The organism is Anaerobacillus alkalilacustris (genome assembly GCF_001866005.1).
GTDB classification, from domain to species: domain Bacteria; phylum Bacillota; class Bacilli; order Bacillales; family Anaerobacillaceae; genus Anaerobacillus; species Anaerobacillus alkalilacustris.
This window is the reverse complement of sequence record NZ_MLQR01000032.1, coordinates 1-18,499: the sequence shown is the minus strand read 5'-3', so window position 1 is coordinate 18,499 and position 18,499 is coordinate 1. Positions and strand designations below refer to the sequence as shown.

The window sequence follows — 18,499 nt, the reverse complement described above, 5'->3', positions numbered from 1 at the left end:
CTTTGATAGTAGCTCATTACAAAAAAAGAAGCAGAAAGTAACACGGACTGCTGAAAAAGTCCAAATTTTTTTATCTGAAAAATAATATTCAAAAAACGAGCCTCTAGAATCGCTTCTAAGGCTCGTTTGAGGGTTAGGGCGACATTTTTGCCCCCCTATAATCATTCGTTTTTCAAAAACATTCACTTTTTCAGTGGCCTCAAAGTAACATTCCAATATTTGTATCCTTAGCCTGATGACATTGGGGATGAAGCCCCTTAAAAGTGGGATAAACTTAATCTACCATTAACTACTCACCAGAAACGGCTAGTCTTTTAATTTTTAAGGATGGAGAACCAATATACCCTCCTGATGGCATACCAAAGTCTAAATCATTAGCAACAGTCTCAATCTCTTCTAACAGTGTATAAAAATTTCCAGCAATGGTAATTTGGTTTACAGGCCGTTCAATAACTCCAGCTTTTACAACATACCCATTTGCTGACAATGAGAAGTCACCAGAAATTGCATTTGCTCCTGAATGGAGACCTTGTAAGTCCGTAATCACAATCGCTTCTTTTTCCGATGCTACTAATTGTTCATATGTTTTTTCTCCTGGCTCAATAAACAAATTAGAAGGAGCTATCGTCATTGTTCCTTTATAAGAAGCCTTTGTACCATGTCCTGTAGGTTGAACTTGATCTTTTACAGCTGTTTTCAAGTTGTGAAGGTATGATTTCAAGACACCTTTTTCTACGACTTGTAACCGTTGTGTCGCAACCCCCTCACTATCAAAAGATCTACTCATAAAACCATTCTTTAAATATGGATCATCAGCAATACTAACGTATGAGTTTGCTATACTTTTACCTAATTTGTTCGCTAGTCTTGATTTACCTTTATGAACGTTATCGGCAGAAAACGAAGAAGTAAACACTCGTAATAACGCAGCCGCGGCTGTATTTCTTAAAATTATTGGATATTCTTTACTAGCAATAGAAGTTGCACCAAGAGTACTTAGAGCTTCTTCAACTACTTGTGTAGCTAGTGCAGTTGCATCAAACGTTGCAAAATCTCGAGCTAATGTTACTTTTGAAGCTGTTTTAATATCCTCTCCATCTTTTACAACGACAGAAATATACGTATACACGACATTCCCTTTTTCGTACTTTTCAAGTCCCTTTGTATTGGCAATCATTTTTTCTGTATCAACAGATTCTAGTAAGCAATAATTAACACTTGTTACTTTTTCACTTAATGAAAAGCAAATAGTTTCGATTTTTTTTAGCAAATTTATTTTCTCTTCATTCGTTACTGATGCTAATTTTTCAGAATATAATTCGATTTCTTCGTATTTTTTTGAACCTGAAAAAATGATTTCATTGTCTTCACTATCAATAATTAATGCATTCTCCTTTGCTTCCTCAAGTAAAAACGTGATTGATGCTCCATCAATTTTTTCCGTATAGGCATAGCCCATTTTTCCTTGATAAATACCGCGAAATGATACACCACCTACATTTGCGATACTAAAGCTATCAACGTCACCTTTATAGATTTTTGTACTGAATTTTCCGCCACTTTGATAATACAATTCCATATCTGAAAAGCCATAGTCGTTTCCTTTGGTAAAGAGGCTATCTTTAAAATTTAATATGTCCATCATTATTTCCCCTTTCTTCCACCAACCGTAATTTCACTTACACGGATCATTGGCTGCCCAACATTTACAGGAATCGAACCACTAGATGAGCCACACATTCCTTGCCCATGAGCCAAGTTATTTCCAACCATATCCACTTTTTGAAGTGTTGTCGGACCATTTCCAATTAATGTTGCCCCTCGAACCGGTTCTGCGATTTTTCCATTACGAACGATATATCCTTCATTTATCGCAAAATTATAATCACCTGTAGCAGGGTTTACGGAACCACCACCCATATACTTCGCGTAAATTCCAAACTCGGTATTCGCTATAATTTCTTCAGGTGTAGATTTTCCAGGTGCAATGAATGTATTGGTCATTCTTGAGGTCGGAGCATATTTATATGATTCTCGTCGACCCGAACCAGTAGATGTTGTTCCCATTCGTCTAGCTCCTAATTTGTCAACCAAATAACCTTTTAAAATACCATTTTCGATAAGGACATTTTTACGTGTCCTTTCACCTTCATCATCTATATTGGCAGAACCCCATTCATTTACTAACGTACCGTCATCAATATATGTCACAATTTCTGGAGCCACTCGCTCACCAATTCGACCAGCAAAAACCGAGTTTTTCTTCGCAACAGATGTTGCTTCTAATCCATGACCACACGCTTCATGGAAAATAACACCACCAAACTCGTTATCAATGATTACTGGAAACTTTCCACTTGGACATTCTTTTGCATGGAGCATCGTTACCGCAATTCTAGCTGCTTCTTCACTGTAATGTTTCAGATCAAGTTGTTCTAAAAATTCAAATCCCTTATGTGCACCAGGTGAATAAGAGCCCGTTTGCATTTCAGTACCAAGGGACGCTACTGTTTGGATCGCTACACGAGTTCGAATCCTTTCATCCTCGACAAAACGTCCTTCAGAATTAGCAATTAGTACTCGTTGCTGCTCGTCTCTATAGCCGACTGTTACTTGTGAAATTAGTTCATGATAATTTTTCGCAGTTTCATAGATATCTCGCATGATATTTACTTTTTGTAATTTCGGCACATGCCTTGGTGTATGTAAAACTGAATGTTGGTTTGTGAATGAATGACGAGTAAAATTTAATATGACGTCATTTGGTTGTCCATTCATTGCTTTGGCAGCTTCACTAGCGACTTTAACTAACTTATCTCTATCGTGTTCATTTGAGTAGGCGTAGACACTATTAACCCCTTGAAAAATTCGAATACCAATCCCATAGTCCCTACCAGAAATACACTTTTCAACTTTCCCGCCGACTAGTGAAACATTTGTGTTACATTTATCTTCTACAAAAACTTCAGCAAAATCGCCTCCTGTACTTAATGCTGCAGTAATTAAATCTTCAATAATTGATTGATGAAGCATTTTTTCCACTCCTTTAAATTTATAGCTTTAAAAATCCCCACTTTTCTAATAATACTATGTACTTCAATACATTTTTCGTAGGAAGTAGACATTCAATGGTTACTGACAAGTTTTTATACTTTTAACAAAGTTGTTCACAATGGATGACTCTTCCATATTTACCGTACTTCTAGAATATCTCAATTAACAATTGAATGAAATGGTTTCGAAGATAAAGTATATCTTTTTACCCACAAGAAAAGCGCAAGGCGCCCGCCTATCGGCGACAAACACTGGAAGGTCGGCAAGTAGCGGTCTGCTCTTTGACCGCAATCTATGTGCTTCTGCGTCTGACAGCAATGCTTCGAAGTAGGCTTCCTCGAAGCAGTGTTTTGTGCGACGAGTAACCGCAGGAGCAATTGTTTTCGTGCGACGAGTAACCGCAGGAGCAAAGTAGCATGAAGCATCATCAAAGAAGCAATCCAGGAAGTCAGTGAAGTCAGAACCTTGACTGAAGTGATCGAGCCGATGGCGCCTGGAGCTAGACAGTTTCCAAGTTAGAAACTTATAAATTCTGATACTGCAAAAAAGACATGAACAAAACAGTCCATATCTTTTTTGATTACCTCTATTTATTGTGGCTTTTTTCATACGATTCAAGTATGATTTCCATTGGATGTTTAACTGGTTTATTTGTCACTTGATTTAATTGATTTTTGCACATTCCACATTCTGTAACTGTATAATCACTATCTACTTCGGCAACAGTTTCAGCCAATTCATTTCCAAGTTTCATTGAATATTGATATTTTTCAGCTTTAAATCCAAAGGTTCCACATTGTCCACAACAAGAAGCTGCTAAATCTTGAATCTGATAGTCTGGGATTAACTCTAAAATATCCATCGTAGGATTACCAATTCCCTGCCCTTTCATATGACAAGGAGCAAAATAAGCTGCTTTCACTTCCATTGGAGCAAAATCCACATTCAATTCATCTTGGTCATGTAATTGGCGTAAATATTCATTAGCATCATAAATATGCGTTGCTAATTCGTTTGCCTCTTCAGTCCTTAAAAAGGAAGTGTATTCTTTCTTGAAAGCTAGTGTACAACTTGTGCACGTCATGACAATATCATAACCTTGACGAGTATATTCTAAAAGTTTATCTGTATTATATGTGGCATTTTTCAATCCTTGTTTCATTTGACCATTCGCAAACATCGGCACTCCACAACATTTTTGCTCTGGTATCGCTACTTCAATATGATTATACTCCATTATCTTAACAAAAGCTTCGGCTACTTCAGGTGCGTTGTAAGTAGCATAACAACCTACAAAATAAGCTACTTTTCGTTTCGTATTGGATTGTTTCTTATTATATTTTCGATGAAAATGATGAAATTGATAAGTTGGGAACTGTCGGTCAGCATGTATTCCCATCATCATTTGCATCATTTTTCGGATTGGTTTTATCTTCATCGTTATATTTGTTACAGGTGCAAAAGCTGATGCCAATTTACCTACTATTTCTGCATTACCTAATACAAAATCACGAAATTTTGTTCCTTGTTGCTCATTATGAATGGCCTTCAAATAAGCGGTAAGTGTTGAAATATGAACATTTTCTGGACATGAGATGTCACATGTACCACACAACGTACATAGTTCAATTCGATGATCATCAATAACCTGTTGGTTGTCCATCAACCTTTTTAGTTCTGGTCCTAAATGTTTTGGTCCACCAAAGTCTAATGTCGCACTAGAAATAGGGCAATTTGCCGTACAGGCATGACACTTTAAGCATTTCTCAAACGTTGTATCGTGAAAATTCAACTCAAGCATGCTGTAATCCCCCATTTTGTTCTATCTTTATTATTTGTAAGTTTGCAGAGTAACTAGATACAATGGAATAAATTCCACCTGTAATTCCATGAGAGTAAACATTTTTGCCTAGGGCCGCCCCAACTGGGTAAACATTGATTGGTTTCTTGATGAATGCTCCATTATGATCTACAGGAAGTTGTAATGCCGTTTCTTTGATGTTTGTCGTTGTTACCTCTAATCCACCACCTAAAACTCCGCCAGTGGCAAGGACAAAATGGCTTCCTTTTATTTGGGAAATTCGATGATTTGATCGTACTGATATCTGCGTTAATTTTTCTGCCCGAAGTTTACATCCAATTACTTCACTATCTAAATAAAAACGTACCCCTAATTTGATTGCTTTTCTTTGTAAAACCTCATTCAATCGAATTGCACTTGCATTCGGTGGTAAGCCTGGCGCTTCTGTAATACTAGCTTGTAATTCTGTCCTAAAATGTTCTAGGGTATCCTGCCAGTCATGAATCCCAAGTGCAGATGGAAAAATAAACATATCTACCTTAGAAAGTTTACATTCGTTTAACTTTTCCTTTATTTGGCTAATAACGCGTTCACGAACTTCTTTTTGATCTAGTAAACGCGCTGCATCTAACTGCGTCATTGTTCGTTGTGAAGAAGCACCAAGCTTAACCTTCATCGTTTCAACGGTTAACTTAGGCCTTGCAGTTAACAAATTCCCTTTCATAAATTGTGGTTGAAAATCGATCATTTCGTGAAAACCAACAACTACTACACGACCACCTTCTATTATTGGAGTGACTGATTTTGGGTATAATGCTGTATACTTCACATGACCACTAGCAGTTACAATAGGAACTGGATTTTCAATTTCTCCTAAATATGGATAAGATCCTTGATCCATTAACGACTTAAAATGGTTGATACCATGTTTGATCATGATTTTATCTTGATTAATAAAATCAAAATATTTTAACCATTCAGCCAAACCTTTCGTAGAACCTGGTAATAAACCCATTAAACCTGTAGATTGTTGATTTTTCCCTGTCCCTTTAGCAACAAGAGCCACCTTTTTGTTTTGTTGTTTGGCATAAATAGCTGATAGTAATCCCGTTAATCCTTGACCTACAACGACCACATCATACATGTTATTCATCCCCCTTTCGAACACCTAACGAAACATGGTAAATCATATCCATCATTTGTAATTGCTTACTCGTTTGTCCAGTTGCTACGACTTCCATTCCTTTTTTACGATTGTGAACGGCTTCATTTAACGCCCAATTTGCTTCATCTTGAGTTGCTATCCCCTTTTCAACGGCAAGCGCTGCGACACGCTGATTACAAAACGTCCCTTGACAAGGCCCCATACCTAGTCTAGTCCGACGACGAATGTCACTAAGATTAAATCGTCCTTCTGGCATAGCGGCTTTTATTTCTGCCCATGTAATTTGCTCGCACTCACAAACGACTATACGATCATCACTGTCTGATTTAAGCGACGTTTCAATTGTTTTGGCATTTACCCCTGCCCAATGTTGAAGTTTCGTTTTCGCAGCTGCTGCAAGATGAATATCCTTAAAAAATTCTTTAGCATCTCGATGTGCAACTTGTTCTTCAGCCGTTGTACACGTTGCCGAAATCCCTAATTTCTCGCACGCTAGATCCACCGTTTTTTCTGCCATATGGCGAAAGGTTGTTAATTTACCACCCGTAATCGTAACAAACCCTTCTAACCCATCTCGTTTTTGATGATCTAGTAAAGCGATACCACGTGTTACATTCCTCCCACTAGAATCATGGTCAGCATGATCTTGATACAAAGGTCTACTGCCACAAAAAGCACGGATCATTCTCATCTGTGTAACTTCTGGAACTAAGGCACTACCTTCTTTTAACATTTCAATCATTTCTTCACGCTGCATAGTAAAATCATTGGGATTATTAACATTTTTTCCAGTTGTTCCAAAAATGGTTACATTATGGGCAGGCACGAATATATCTGCATCACCAGGCAAACGCAGGCGATTAATGACTTGTTTATTTATTCGATGATTTAATACGGTTAACATTCCTTTATTATTGATCAGTTTTAATGGAATTTCTGCAAGTGCACAAACTCTTGCTCCCCATGGCCCTGCAGCATTAATAAATAAATTCGCATAAATGTCCGTTTCTTCACCAGTATATTGATTTCGAATAGTAACACTACAAACTGTATTAGCTGATTTATTAATTGAAATAACCTCACTATAAGTTAAAACGTTAGCCCCTCTACTTACTGCATCAGCACAAACGTCAATCGTTAAAGTAAATGGGTCGACTGCCCCATCCGGCACATGAAAAACCGCTTGAACATTTTTATTTAAATAGGGTTCCTGTTGTAATGCTGTTGAAATTGGAATTTCGGTAACCGGTATTCCTACTTTTTCACATGACTTAAGCCACTCACCTACATAAGCATCATCATCCTCGGGTACTTTTGCAAAAATACCACCAGTTGCTTCAATAGATCCAGGAACCGTTTTTTTCAAAATTAAATTTTCACAATAACTTTCCGTTGCTGCATCTTCATCACGTACTGCATAGCGAGCACCTGAGTGCAGTAAACCATGATTTCTTGAAGACGTTCCATGTACCAAGTCTCGTTGCTCTACTAAAATTGCCCTAATCCCACGTAAAGCTAAATCACGAAGCACACCTGCTCCTGTCACTCCTCCACCAATAACAACTACATCTGTCTCTAATCTCTGTCTCATCATTGTCCCCTCCCTAGTCCGTAGGAAATAATTGGAAATTATTAAATATACAAAAAGCCATAAAAACCCACAGAGGGATTCCAAAGAAATCCCTGTGAGTTTTTATGGCTGTCTCCAATACTCCGGCCAACTATTATGTTTGATTTAAGATTACCACAAAATTTAAATTAACTGCTTGATTAAATATGGCAATATGATGAAAGATCAAATGTAGCAAGAAAAGCGCAAGCCCTTGGTCACGAGCAGCTGCTCCTGTGCCACTCCGTTTGCTCAAGAGCAATTGTTTTCCGTGCGACGAGTAATCGCAGGAGCAAAGCTGCATGAAGCTATTCAGAGACGTTATTCATGTAGTTATTGAAGTCAGTAGCTTGACTGAAGTGACCGAGCTCGTAGGCTGCTTTCGCTAGACCGTTTCCAAGTAAGAAATTTATAAATTATGATTATAATAAAAATTCAAAAGAAAATTTAGTTTACACTTGATTATCAAATACGAAGAAAACGGACAGGATGAAACTATCAATGAACATTATTGAGGGGTGCTTCCTAATGAAAGTCAAACTATCTATCACACAAATTCGTTCTAACTTTTGGTATATACCGTCTTTGTATGGAGCTATTGCAGTGATATTTGCATACTCCAGTTTATTTATTGATCCATTTTTAATGACTTTAGAAACTCCGTACACTTTTGTTCCAATTTTTTTGTTAACAGACATCCATTTAGCGAGGACCATTCTAAGTTCAATCTCTGCTTCGTTGCTGACAATGACTACCATTACATTCTCAACGATTTTAGTAGTATTAACGACATTTTTATCTGAATATTCACCACGAACGATTCAAAACTTTATCACAGACAAAGATACACAAAGGGTTTTGGGAATATTTGTTGGTGGCTTTATTTATTCTATTCTTTTGTTATTGTTTTTAAGAGAAACAGCTTCCGTCACACAGTTTATCGTCCCCTCGTTTGCAGTTCTTTTCTCAATTGTTTGTATAATCGTGTTTGTGTTTTTTATTCGCCATGTTTCGACTTGGATCCAGGTAAGTAATCTCATTCACCAAATCACTTTAAACACTATTCAAAAAATCGACAGTACACTTAGTGATGCAATGGAAAATCATAAAGATGCTCCTTGGGAAGATTGGGAAACTGAGGAAATTACCCAAGAGAAACCACAACAAATCAGCTTCATTCACGCTGGTTATATTAAACATATTAATATTGAAGGATTAGTTGAACAAGCAACGAAAGACGATATTATTATTAAAATAGAGAAAAACATCAGTGAATACGTTGACAATGATACTCCTCTTCTTTCTATATGGGGTGCAAAAGAAAAGGTAACAGTCGAACGATATAAAGACTATTTTTCAATAGGGACAGAAAAAGCTCCCATAGATAATATAGAGTTTGGCTTAACGAAATTAGTCGAAATTACACTACGAGCCTTATCCTCGGGTATCAATGATCCAAATACGGCTATTAATTGTATTGAAAATATAGGAAAAATCCTTACGAAACTTGGTAGTAAACATTTACCTAGATCCTATCACAACGATAAAAACAGAAATTTACGAGTTATCTATGATAAACCAAATTTTAACGACTATTTGTATAAATGCTTTTATCAGATTAGACAATATGGTTTTCAAGATATTTCTGTACTCTCTGCAAGTATTAAAGCTTTTACACTTATTGCAGAAACTAATTCTAAAGAAATTAAATCTACCATTTGGGAATTTACAAAGTATATTGTTGAAGGTATTGAAGTAGAAAGATTGCTATCGTTGGATCGAAACTATATCAATCAAAAAATAGAAAACCTCGCAAAAGTTACTGGGCACATAAACGAATACAAACCATTATAAACTGAGCATTCGCTATATTAGGGATAGCTATTTAAGAAAAACTATAATCAATGATTACTTTTTCATTTTACAAGGTGGCGTTGTTTTTCTATTTAGTACGTATACGCATTACTAAGATAAAGAAGTTGCTATAGTCGGTGTGGTATGATTATCATACTCGAAATATAACCGAATTAAGCCACTCTATTTAGAAGAATTATTTAATAGAGTGGCTTACTTGTATTTATTACAATAACATTCGTAACCCTACTAGACTTATAGTCCTAATTCTGTTAGATTCTTAATGAAAGATATCGACAAAATACGATACACACAGCTTTGTTTTGCACAAATAATACAAAGGGGAAAAATATGGCTACATTTCATCATAAAATGCCGTATTTCACGTTAAATATATGGGAATTATTTATTTATTTTTTATCATATTAATACAACTATTTTTAGTTTTTAATTTAATCATGCAAAAATTTGCATTTCAAGATAGTTTTGAATTTTATGGAATTCCACTTCATTTAATTTTTATCGTTTTACTTAATATAGTGTCCCTTTTCATCCTTAGTCAAGTTTATAAACGTGAAGAAAAACGCAAAATTAAACAAACAGAATCTACACATTTGGAACAATTTCAATCTTTAGTTGCGTCAGTACGGTCTGATCGCCATGACCTTAACAACCACTTAACGGTTATTGCTGGCTTGTTAAAAATCAAGAGTTATGAAGGTGCCTCTAGCTATATTGAGGAAATGATTGGTGAAATTAGAATAAATAATCAAGTTTTAGCGGTTAAAAATCCAATTCTAGCATCCATGCTGTTTGCAAAAATGAATGTATATCAAAGAGAAGAAATTTTATTTGACTTAAAAGTTCAAAATGAAGATATTCTTAATCGATTTACATCCACTGATTTAATTCGGTTGATTAGTAATCTACTTGACAATGCTTATGACGCAACCGTTGAACTACCTAAGAACGAGCGTAAAATCGCGGTAGATTTTTATCAAACTGATGGAAAATCCATCATTAAAGTACAAAATACGAGCATTCCAAGGAAAATAGATAAAAATTTCTTTGAGTCAGGTTATTCAACAAAAGGGGAGCATCGTGGCTTCGGTTTAACGATTATTAAGGAAATAACAAGCAAATATAATGGTGAGTTGGTTACTTCTACTAATAAAAATCTAGTTACATTTGAAATTGCTTTTCGAAAGGAGAAAGTCAATGATTAGCCAAGTGAGTCTACGATTAGCTAAAGCATTAAGTAGTTTTGGCGAAAAAGAAGTGGAAGTTGATTATCTTCGTTATGGTATCGAAATCATCCTCTGTGGATTTATTAAACTTTTAGTTTTATTTGGTACAGCTCATGCATTAGGGCTACTTCAACCTATGATTACAGTTCTTACTACATTTGCATTTTTCCGGACTCTAACCGGGGGACACCATTACTCGACTTATATTCGTTGTTTAACTGCTGGACTTTTGATGATGACCTCAATTTCATTTTTTTCAACTAAACTTGCACCTTTTTTTGATTTTAGTATATTACTAGGTTTGTTATGTTTTTCTACTATTTTTGGGTTAGTTCTTACCTATAAATATGCACCATCTAATCATTTTTATAAAAAAACGACTGAAGCCCAAAAAGTTAAACTTAAGAAATTAGCTTTTGTAACAACCTTGTTATGGATGTTTTTAATGACTTACTTTTTAGTAAACTCTTTTTCAACAAATCTAATTTTAGCTTCTATGATTGGGTTTTTATTTCAAATGAGTACGATTCATCCTTATTCGTACTCATTAGTTAATAAAATAGAAAAAAGTCTTGAAAGGAGGAAATTATCATGAAAAAATCTGCAAAGTTTATCGTAAGTTTCATCATTACAGCTATCGTTCTTCTAGCGAAAACTGAGATCAGTTCTGCATCTACTAACCTCTTATATCAACCAAAATTACCAAAAGATGAAAAATAATCACGCATTTTAAAAGACTCCTTGGTTGAGTCTTTTTCTTTTGAGTCTGGAATATCAGTTTTTTCAAATATCCTCTATATGAAAATGTTAAATTATCTTACAAAAAGCAATCGTACTCCATTAAAAAATGTCGCTTTTTGACGGATTGTGTTATATACTATGTAAAGTCATAATACTTACATCATGAAGGGAGATTTATATGGCTTGGTATAGTTATTTTTTATTATCAGTACCTGAAGCATTCTTTTTGCTTACACTCGTATTTGCACTGTTAGGGGTATCTATTAAAGATAAACTAAAATCTATGATTGCATTTTCATTTTTATATGGTGCGGTTGCTTTTGCATTAACCATTTTCGTACAACATTCATCAAAACCTCTGTTAACGTTTATAGCATTCGCATTATTTGCAGCAAGTATTTTTCGCTTTAAAGTAATAAATGGATTTATTATTAGTTTAATTGCATTTGTGTTAATAAATATATTTGAAATCGCGTTTATTTTACTTTATTTACAAATATTCTCTATAACGATCGAACAAATTCTTTCAAGCACATGGCTTCGAATACTTATTAGCTACGCAGCTGTACAAATTCCAATGTTACTGACAACATTGCTACTACTTAAGTTTAATCTTAAAATTAAACTGCCTTTATTACGGTAAGATATCCAATATAAATCGGTTGGTACGTGATACCAACCGATTTATTCCATTTCATCCAAAAAGCTCCTTGTTCTAATTCCATCTCTACGTAAAAATACTTTCGCCTGAACATTAATTTCTGCTTTCTTAAATTCCTCGTCCCAATTGTCTTTTACTTTTTTAAACTGTTGGTAATGTTGCCTACGCATGGCTTCACCAAATCCAAAAATATCGATCCCGTATTCTTCTTGGACATGAGTCACTGTATTTTTTATTTTAGTTTCTATTTCTTTTTTTAGCTCTTCCTCTAATTGTTCAAAACGGCTTAGTTTATCTATAGTAAGTTTACTTTCGTCTGACAAAACATCACCTTCAAGGACTATATCAATTGTGATTACTGGTCGATTATTTTTATAATTAGCTTTAAGTGTTGTATGTGAATTATAAATTCTCGCACTAAAAAAAGCTTCTTCAGGTGTTGTCGCTTTTACGGTTGTTTTGTTTATATTATTTCTTATCCACATATAATCGCGAGTTTGTTCTACACTTAAATAGCCGACTAGTTTATCAATATCAAACAAAGATAATCCGTTTAAGACAACAATTCCGTCCAGGTCTGCTTTTCGATTATTTTCAACGCTCTTTCCTTTTTTATGATTACCTTGGACGGTAACAGCAGCCGCAACAGGGTACCTTCCTTCTGCAATAATATTATGAGTAAAGTCTGTTAAACGAACTTCTGGATATCCACCCCACTCCTCTTCCATTGATCTAAATTGAGAGTCCATTTTCATTGAAGGAATCCGATAAATTGGATAAGTCGTACCAATAATATCTTGTGCTTTAATCCCTCTAGAAATGACTAAATGAAAGTCATTTCGATATTCAGCACTCCTCTCAAAATACTGCAAAAAAGAACTTACACCTTGTCGAGCTAATTCTTCGTCGATAACGATCACACGTGTGTGGGAAAAATTTAATTGTCTCGTTAAGCCGACATTCATTCGGTCACTAAGTTCAGCAATTGAGTCCCCTTCTGCTGAAAATAATATTGTGCCGGTATTTCCTTGCGTTGTTTCTCCACCAAACTCTTCAGCATTAATCACTTCTAATGTGAGTAAATAATTGTATTTATCTCCTTTTTCAATGGCAATTCCCGAAACAAAACTAACTTCATTTAATTCAATACGATCCCAGCATCCACTTGATCCAATTAATAAAATGATAAGCAAAAAGAGCCTTACAATTCTCAAGGTTTCCCACCTTCTTGACTTGAATTTACTGGCTTCCCTGTCATATTACGATCCATCAAATAATTTGGTCGTTTTTTTAATGATTGCATAGGCAAGCGAACAAACACATCTTTTTGATCTTCAACGATAAACGGTGCCAAAGGAGCCAAATATGGTGTTCCAAAAGAACGTAAACTTGCCAAATGAGCGATTACAAGGGTGATCCCGACAATCATACCGTATAAACCAAGTGCTGAAGTAATAAATAGTAATCCAAACCGTAACAGTCTTGAAGCATTCCCAAACGAATAAATAGGCGAAACAAAACTTGCAATGGCTGTTAGAGCTACGATAATAACTAAAAGGTTTGAAACAATCCCTGCTTCAACAGCTGCTTGACCAATAACGAGTGTTCCAACAATCGAAACAGCTTGTCCAACTGCTCTAGGCATTCGCACCCCAGCTTCACGTAAGATTTCAAATGTAATTTCCATAATTAAAATTTCTACAACTGCTGGAAACGGTACACCCTCTCGCTGAGCCTGCAGTGGAAAAACTAACGCTGTCGGGATAAGTTCATGGTGAAACGTTGTTAAACCAATATAAAGTGACGGTAATATCCAAGAAAGTGTAAAAGCTAAATAACGGATCATTCGAACAAAAGAACTCATAAGAAAACCTTGATAATAATCTTCACTAACTTTAAAGAAATCAGTTAAAACAACTGGCATTACTAATACAAAAGGGGTGCCGTCAACAATAACAGCAACTTTCCCTTCTATTATTGACTGTGAAATCGTATCAGGGCGATCCGTATGAAAAATCGTTGGAAAAGGAGTTACAACTTGATCGGTAATTAATTCTTCTAAATTTCCTGAATCAAAGATTCCGTTGATATTTAATTCCTTAATTCTTCTTTTAATTTCTGCTACGACTTCTGGTCTTGCAAGGTAGTCTAGGTACGTAATACAAATCGATGTTTTCGTATCCTGGCCTATAATGATATTTTCACAAATTAATTTCGGATTTTTTATTCTTCTCCTTATTAAACTGACATTCGTTCTTAATGATTCCGTAAAACTGTCTTTCGGACCACGGATGATCGTTTGAGTATTGGATTGTTCAATTCCTCTTTGTTCACTTGAGACCGTATTGATTGCTAACCCAGAATTGATACCAGAAATCAAAATGACTGTATATCCTAAAAGTACGTGCCAAATAACGTCATGTTCATATTCAACGATAACAACATCAGCACTAGCGAAGTAATCTTTCTGAAAGGATAACAACTGGTGAATCGATGAAATGCTCTCATTTTGTCGTTGTGTATGAGCCAACCTTTCCATAATTTGCTCTGAAATCTTATTCTCATCTACCATACTTTTCAAATAAAGAGCGACGGCATCTTGACCACCTACATGGATTTGTTTTAATAAAAAGTCAAAGTTTTTATTAAATAAATGATTATATCGAGCTTCGTTTTTTTGGAGGTCAGAAGAAATTTCAGTTCCTTCAATTTCAATTTCGTTAACTAATAAATCATTTGCCGTTTTCGGTTGATGGATACTCTGTTTTGGTTTTGCTTTGAAAATGCTTTTAAATAATTTCAATGGTTCTCACCTTCTATCCCCTTCTTATTTTTCCTATTCTTAAGTAATGTTAGTAAAAAAAGAACTATAGGAATAGCAAATTGAAATGGTAAATGGAGCACATACGGAACCACTTCTAAACCTTCTTCAAAATGTTCAAAGATGTTATCTGCATTTAAAACTGAAAACAATGGAATGCTCATTGAAATCGGAATAACGTAAGTTCGATATGGGATTTTGAACATTGACTCCAATCCTTTCAAACCAGCATAAAAGAAAACGCTAACTTTTATGATAATTCCAAGCATTAAAATAAAAACAACAAGGATATCAACCCGCTCAAAAAATTCTAAAACAAAAATTTCTCTAGAAGCAGATAATAAGGGAAATACAGTACGGTTTTTGATGTCTTCTCCTACAGCTGCAATTTGTACCAGTTGTGAAAGTGCAATAAGCACCCCAGCAATCAATACTGAGACAACACTTACTTTTCCAACGTACTTTAAATTACTCACTGACGTTATTACTACTGTAAAAACGACAAGTTCACCATATGGAAACGTGATTCTTAAGGGAAATATATCTTTGAAAAGCGGTGAAAACCCTTCTGCTAGGAACGGTTGTAAATTATCTGCATTAAACTCACCAGATAAGATAATTAAAAAGAATACTAACAACAAACAAATAATCATAAAAGGTGTGAATAACTCAGTGACTCGGGCTAATACTTCTATTCCTTGAATGATGATGTACAAGACGACAAACATAAGCGTTATAACAACGACTTCAAGTGGGGTTACTTTCAAAATTGTAATTTTTATCATTTCACCTAAATCACGCACATTTCGTGTACAAATATAAAAAAAGTAAATAACGTAGGCAAAAGTTATTACCTTTCCAAGCATTTTCCCACACGTCTCTTCAATTATTTCATATAAATTTTTACCTTTAGAAACAATAAAATAGTAAAACCACACAAAAACTGCACCCATGAACATGACAATGAGTTCAGTTAGCCAAAAATCTTGTTTAGATTCTGCCCCCCCACCTACAACAACAGTTGTCCCAAGGGTAAAGATTAGAATTAATACAAATATTTGCCATAGTGATATGGTTTCTTTTTGGACATTGTACATAAGTTGTACCCTCTTATCTCTTCCACAGACTTAACAAAGAATATATATGTTGGAATTATAATTAGGATTTCCCTTCTCTAATAAAATATGTGAAAGAAGAAACGTCTCTATTAAGAATCATATGTATGAAAAATTATTACTTGAGTTCATTTAAACAGCTTGTTGTTTGATTTTTCACGTTTCTTTTGGAATAATGTAACAATTAGTAACAAAAAAGGGATCCCTAATTGAAATTCAAGATGAAAAAAGTATGGTAATACCTCCCCTCCTTCTATGAAGTGCTCCACAATATGTGCTGCAACTAGTGAAGTCGTTAAAGGTATGAGTAATCCTGTTGGGATAACTAAAAAACGATATGAAATCTTAAAAATATGTTCTAAACCCAATAACCCTGAATAAAAATACACACTAACTTTCACAAAAATTCCAATCATTAAGATAAATACCACAATAATATCAAAGCGTTCAAAAAAAAACTAAAAATGCAATTTCTCTTGCAGCAAAAATTAAAGGAAATAACGAACGGTTTTTCATATCTTCTCCTAATGCTAATAGCTGAATGGTTGCTCCATTAGTAATGAGTAACCCACTAAACAACGTACACACAACACTTACTCTGCCAACATAATCAAACCTTAAAATTGATTTCATAAATACAGTAAAAGCAATTAATTCACCATTCGGGAAGGTAATACAATACGATGTGGATATATCCCATCAAATACAGGACCTAGACCTTCTGCTAGTATAGGCTGAACATCGCTAACATCTAGTGCATCACTTACTAGAAGAAATAAGTCAATTAAAATAATTAATAATAGAAATGTTAGGAAACATCACTTCTGTCGTCCTAGCTAAAATCTCTATCCCTAAATATAGTTAATAAACCATCAGGAGAACCATTGTAAAAGTAATCACTTCCATTGGCGTTTCCTTTAAAATCGACACTTTTAATAACTCAGTAAAATCCCTAATAATTCTCGAGGTTAGATAAAAAAATACGTACAATACAAAAATACAATGAAATTCCAGAGTAATTTACCAAAAGCTATATTCAGCATTTCATATAAATTTTTTTCAGGTCTAAGACTTAACAAAATTCAGAAAAAAAGTATGATGCTGATTTCAATAAATACTGAAATTAATTCAGCAAAGATAATATCTTGTTTTGCTTCCTCAGCGGTAACAACAACTATCGTTGATCCTAATAGAAAGGTCATCATTAAAACAAAAAGTTGCCAAAGTGAAATTTGTTCTTTCTTACTTACGTTCTTAACTTATCCCTCTTTTTGGACTCCTTGATGTTTCTTATTGTTTTGTTTATGTAACCGATAATCCGTCAACATACTTACCAATAACCCTAAGATCGCAGGAACGACAACAATCATTCTTCTTGTTCCAAATTCAAAAGTATATATAGTTAGTAAGCTCTGAATAAATGGTTCTTTATACACTAACATATCTAAAAAGGATAAAAGTAAAATAAGAGCTGTAAATACTAAAATATAGATGAATGTAACCAAGGTGCCTGTCACTCCCCGAACATTTTCGAAATTTGTCGATTGACTTATTACATTTTTTCTTATTTACTCTAAAACTATGCACAAATTCTTGTCAAAAAAGCTGATACCAAATTACGGTATCAGCTTTTTACTATAATAAAGTTTAACTAAACAGCCTCTTTTTGTGCAGCTTCCTTATTAGATAGTCGCTGAAGCATATGACCATTAAACGAAGCTAATAACTGTTGAATGAGCATTGCTGAAATAACTGGAATAGTTACCGGTGCTGGAAAAAATGTGATTGCAATGACTGCACCAGCACTAATATTTCTCATTCCAGTGTTAAATGTTAATGCAACCAAATCTTCATAATCCCATTGGAAAATGAATTTTATGACTAACCAGCCTATGACATATCCTGTCGCGCATAACATCATAATCGTCGTAATAATCCCTACTAATTTCCAGCTAACATCCGCTAAATGTGGTGCGACCGCTGCACTATTAATTGCAACTACTATACTAAGCCCTATTTTTGTAAAAGGAGTAATTTCGGACTTAAACTCACCTTTACTTTTCCTTTACTTAAATGATTTAACAACATTCCAACTAAAGACGGAGCGACAATCATCCAAAACAATCCGTTCAACATACCGCTTCCCTTAACTCATCTAAAATTACTCAAAGTTGAGCATTTTTCGATAATATTTAAGAGGAACTCTTCTTCAGGCGAAGAGTTCTTTTAATTTCTCCTAGTGACTCATTTACACTAGCCAGTTGACGGTATTTTCCACGGACAATAGATTGTCGTTTCCAATCCCACCAAACCGTATATGTAGGGGATTTCACGCCTACATAGCCCAAGCGTGGCAATAACTTTCCTTCTTTCTTACCAATATTACATAGCCCAAGCGTGGCAATAACTTTCCTTCTTTCTTACCAATATT

18 protein-coding genes are annotated in these 18,499 nt (G+C 34.8%); 5 read left to right on the top strand and 13 right to left on the bottom strand.

Features of this window, described 5'->3' with window-relative positions:
• Positions 1-289: 289 nt before the first annotated feature.
• The 5 genes from BKP37_RS14285 to glpA form a co-directional block, all read right to left on the bottom strand.
• On the bottom strand, positions 290-1,642 hold the full coding sequence (locus BKP37_RS14285; RefSeq protein ID WP_084034738.1) for a TldD/PmbA family protein: 1,353 nt from the start codon (positions 1,640-1,642) through the stop codon (positions 290-292).
• Positions 1,643-1,644: 2 nt separating this feature from the next.
• Complete coding sequence (locus tag BKP37_RS14280; RefSeq protein ID WP_071310298.1) at positions 1,645-3,033, bottom strand: TldD/PmbA family protein; 1,389 nt, start codon at positions 3,031-3,033, stop codon at positions 1,645-1,647.
• A gap of 607 nt (positions 3,034-3,640) precedes the next feature.
• Positions 3,641-4,855, bottom strand: coding sequence for an anaerobic glycerol-3-phosphate dehydrogenase subunit C (locus BKP37_RS14275; RefSeq protein WP_245712533.1), 1,215 nt, complete (start codon positions 4,853-4,855; stop codon positions 3,641-3,643).
• On the bottom strand, positions 4,848-5,999 hold the full coding sequence (locus BKP37_RS14270) for an FAD-binding protein (RefSeq protein ID WP_071310296.1): 1,152 nt from the start codon (positions 5,997-5,999) through the stop codon (positions 4,848-4,850). The genes BKP37_RS14275 and BKP37_RS14270 overlap by 8 nt, the downstream gene beginning before the upstream one ends.
• A 1-nt stretch (position 6,000) precedes the next feature.
• Positions 6,001-7,614 carry an anaerobic glycerol-3-phosphate dehydrogenase subunit GlpA gene (gene glpA, locus BKP37_RS14265; protein ID WP_245712532.1) on the bottom strand — a complete coding sequence of 538 codons (1,614 nt, stop codon included), beginning with the start codon at positions 7,612-7,614 and terminating at the stop codon, positions 6,001-6,003.
• A gap of 543 nt (positions 7,615-8,157) precedes the next feature.
• Between glpA and BKP37_RS14260 the strand changes: the two genes are divergently transcribed.
• The 5 genes from BKP37_RS14260 to BKP37_RS14245 all read left to right on the top strand — a co-directional run bounded on the left by BKP37_RS14260 (position 8,158) and on the right by BKP37_RS14245 (position 12,114).
• Positions 8,158-9,483: a DUF2254 domain-containing protein gene (locus BKP37_RS14260; RefSeq protein WP_169823155.1), complete on the top strand. Its 1,326-nt coding sequence runs from the start codon at positions 8,158-8,160 to the stop codon at positions 9,481-9,483.
• 458 nt (positions 9,484-9,941) lie between these two features.
• Positions 9,942-10,709 carry a sensor histidine kinase gene (locus tag BKP37_RS14255; protein WP_169823154.1) on the top strand — a complete coding sequence of 256 codons (768 nt, stop codon included), beginning with the start codon at positions 9,942-9,944 and terminating at the stop codon, positions 10,707-10,709.
• Positions 10,702-11,325: an accessory gene regulator B family protein gene (locus tag BKP37_RS14250; protein ID WP_071310292.1), complete on the top strand. Its 624-nt coding sequence runs from the start codon at positions 10,702-10,704 to the stop codon at positions 11,323-11,325. Before BKP37_RS14255 ends, BKP37_RS14250 begins: the two co-directional genes overlap by 8 nt.
• Complete coding sequence (locus tag BKP37_RS19395) at positions 11,322-11,450, top strand: AgrD family cyclic lactone autoinducer peptide (RefSeq protein ID WP_084034735.1); 129 nt, start codon at positions 11,322-11,324, stop codon at positions 11,448-11,450. Before BKP37_RS14250 ends, BKP37_RS19395 begins: the two co-directional genes overlap by 4 nt.
• Before the next feature lie 199 nt (positions 11,451-11,649).
• The gene (locus BKP37_RS14245; protein WP_071310291.1) at positions 11,650-12,114 is read left to right on the top strand and encodes a hypothetical protein; all 465 of its coding nucleotides are present in this window, start codon (positions 11,650-11,652) and stop codon (positions 12,112-12,114) included.
• A gap of 41 nt (positions 12,115-12,155) precedes the next feature.
• On the opposite strand, the gene BKP37_RS14240 is transcribed toward BKP37_RS14245, so the two are convergent.
• The 8 genes from BKP37_RS14240 to BKP37_RS14215 form a co-directional block, all read right to left on the bottom strand.
• On the bottom strand, positions 12,156-13,346 hold the full coding sequence (locus tag BKP37_RS14240; protein ID WP_071310290.1) for a Ger(x)C family spore germination protein: 1,191 nt from the start codon (positions 13,344-13,346) through the stop codon (positions 12,156-12,158).
• Positions 13,343-14,935, bottom strand: a complete 1,593-nt coding sequence (locus tag BKP37_RS14235) for a spore germination protein (protein WP_071310289.1) — start codon at positions 14,933-14,935, stop codon at positions 13,343-13,345. The genes BKP37_RS14240 and BKP37_RS14235 overlap by 4 nt, the downstream gene beginning before the upstream one ends.
• Complete coding sequence (locus BKP37_RS14230) at positions 14,932-16,050, bottom strand: GerAB/ArcD/ProY family transporter (protein WP_071310288.1); 1,119 nt, start codon at positions 16,048-16,050, stop codon at positions 14,932-14,934. Before BKP37_RS14230 ends, BKP37_RS14235 begins: the two co-directional genes overlap by 4 nt.
• Before the next feature lie 146 nt (positions 16,051-16,196).
• Entirely contained in the window at positions 16,197-16,484 is a 288-nt protein-coding gene (locus BKP37_RS19390; RefSeq protein WP_084034733.1) for a hypothetical protein, read from the bottom strand.
• 31 nt (positions 16,485-16,515) lie between these two features.
• On the bottom strand, positions 16,516-16,656 hold the full coding sequence (locus tag BKP37_RS20190) for a hypothetical protein (RefSeq protein WP_169823153.1): 141 nt from the start codon (positions 16,654-16,656) through the stop codon (positions 16,516-16,518).
• 273 nt (positions 16,657-16,929) lie between these two features.
• A complete protein-coding gene (locus BKP37_RS21045; RefSeq protein WP_425424995.1) occupies positions 16,930-17,082 on the bottom strand; it encodes a GerAB/ArcD/ProY family transporter in 153 nt (50 codons plus the stop codon).
• 245 nt (positions 17,083-17,327) lie between these two features.
• Complete coding sequence (locus BKP37_RS14220) at positions 17,328-17,573, bottom strand: hypothetical protein (protein WP_071310287.1); 246 nt, start codon at positions 17,571-17,573, stop codon at positions 17,328-17,330.
• 146 nt (positions 17,574-17,719) lie between these two features.
• The gene (locus BKP37_RS14215) at positions 17,720-17,989 is read right to left on the bottom strand and encodes a hypothetical protein (RefSeq protein ID WP_071310286.1); all 270 of its coding nucleotides are present in this window, start codon (positions 17,987-17,989) and stop codon (positions 17,720-17,722) included.
• Positions 17,990-18,499 lie beyond the last annotated feature (510 nt).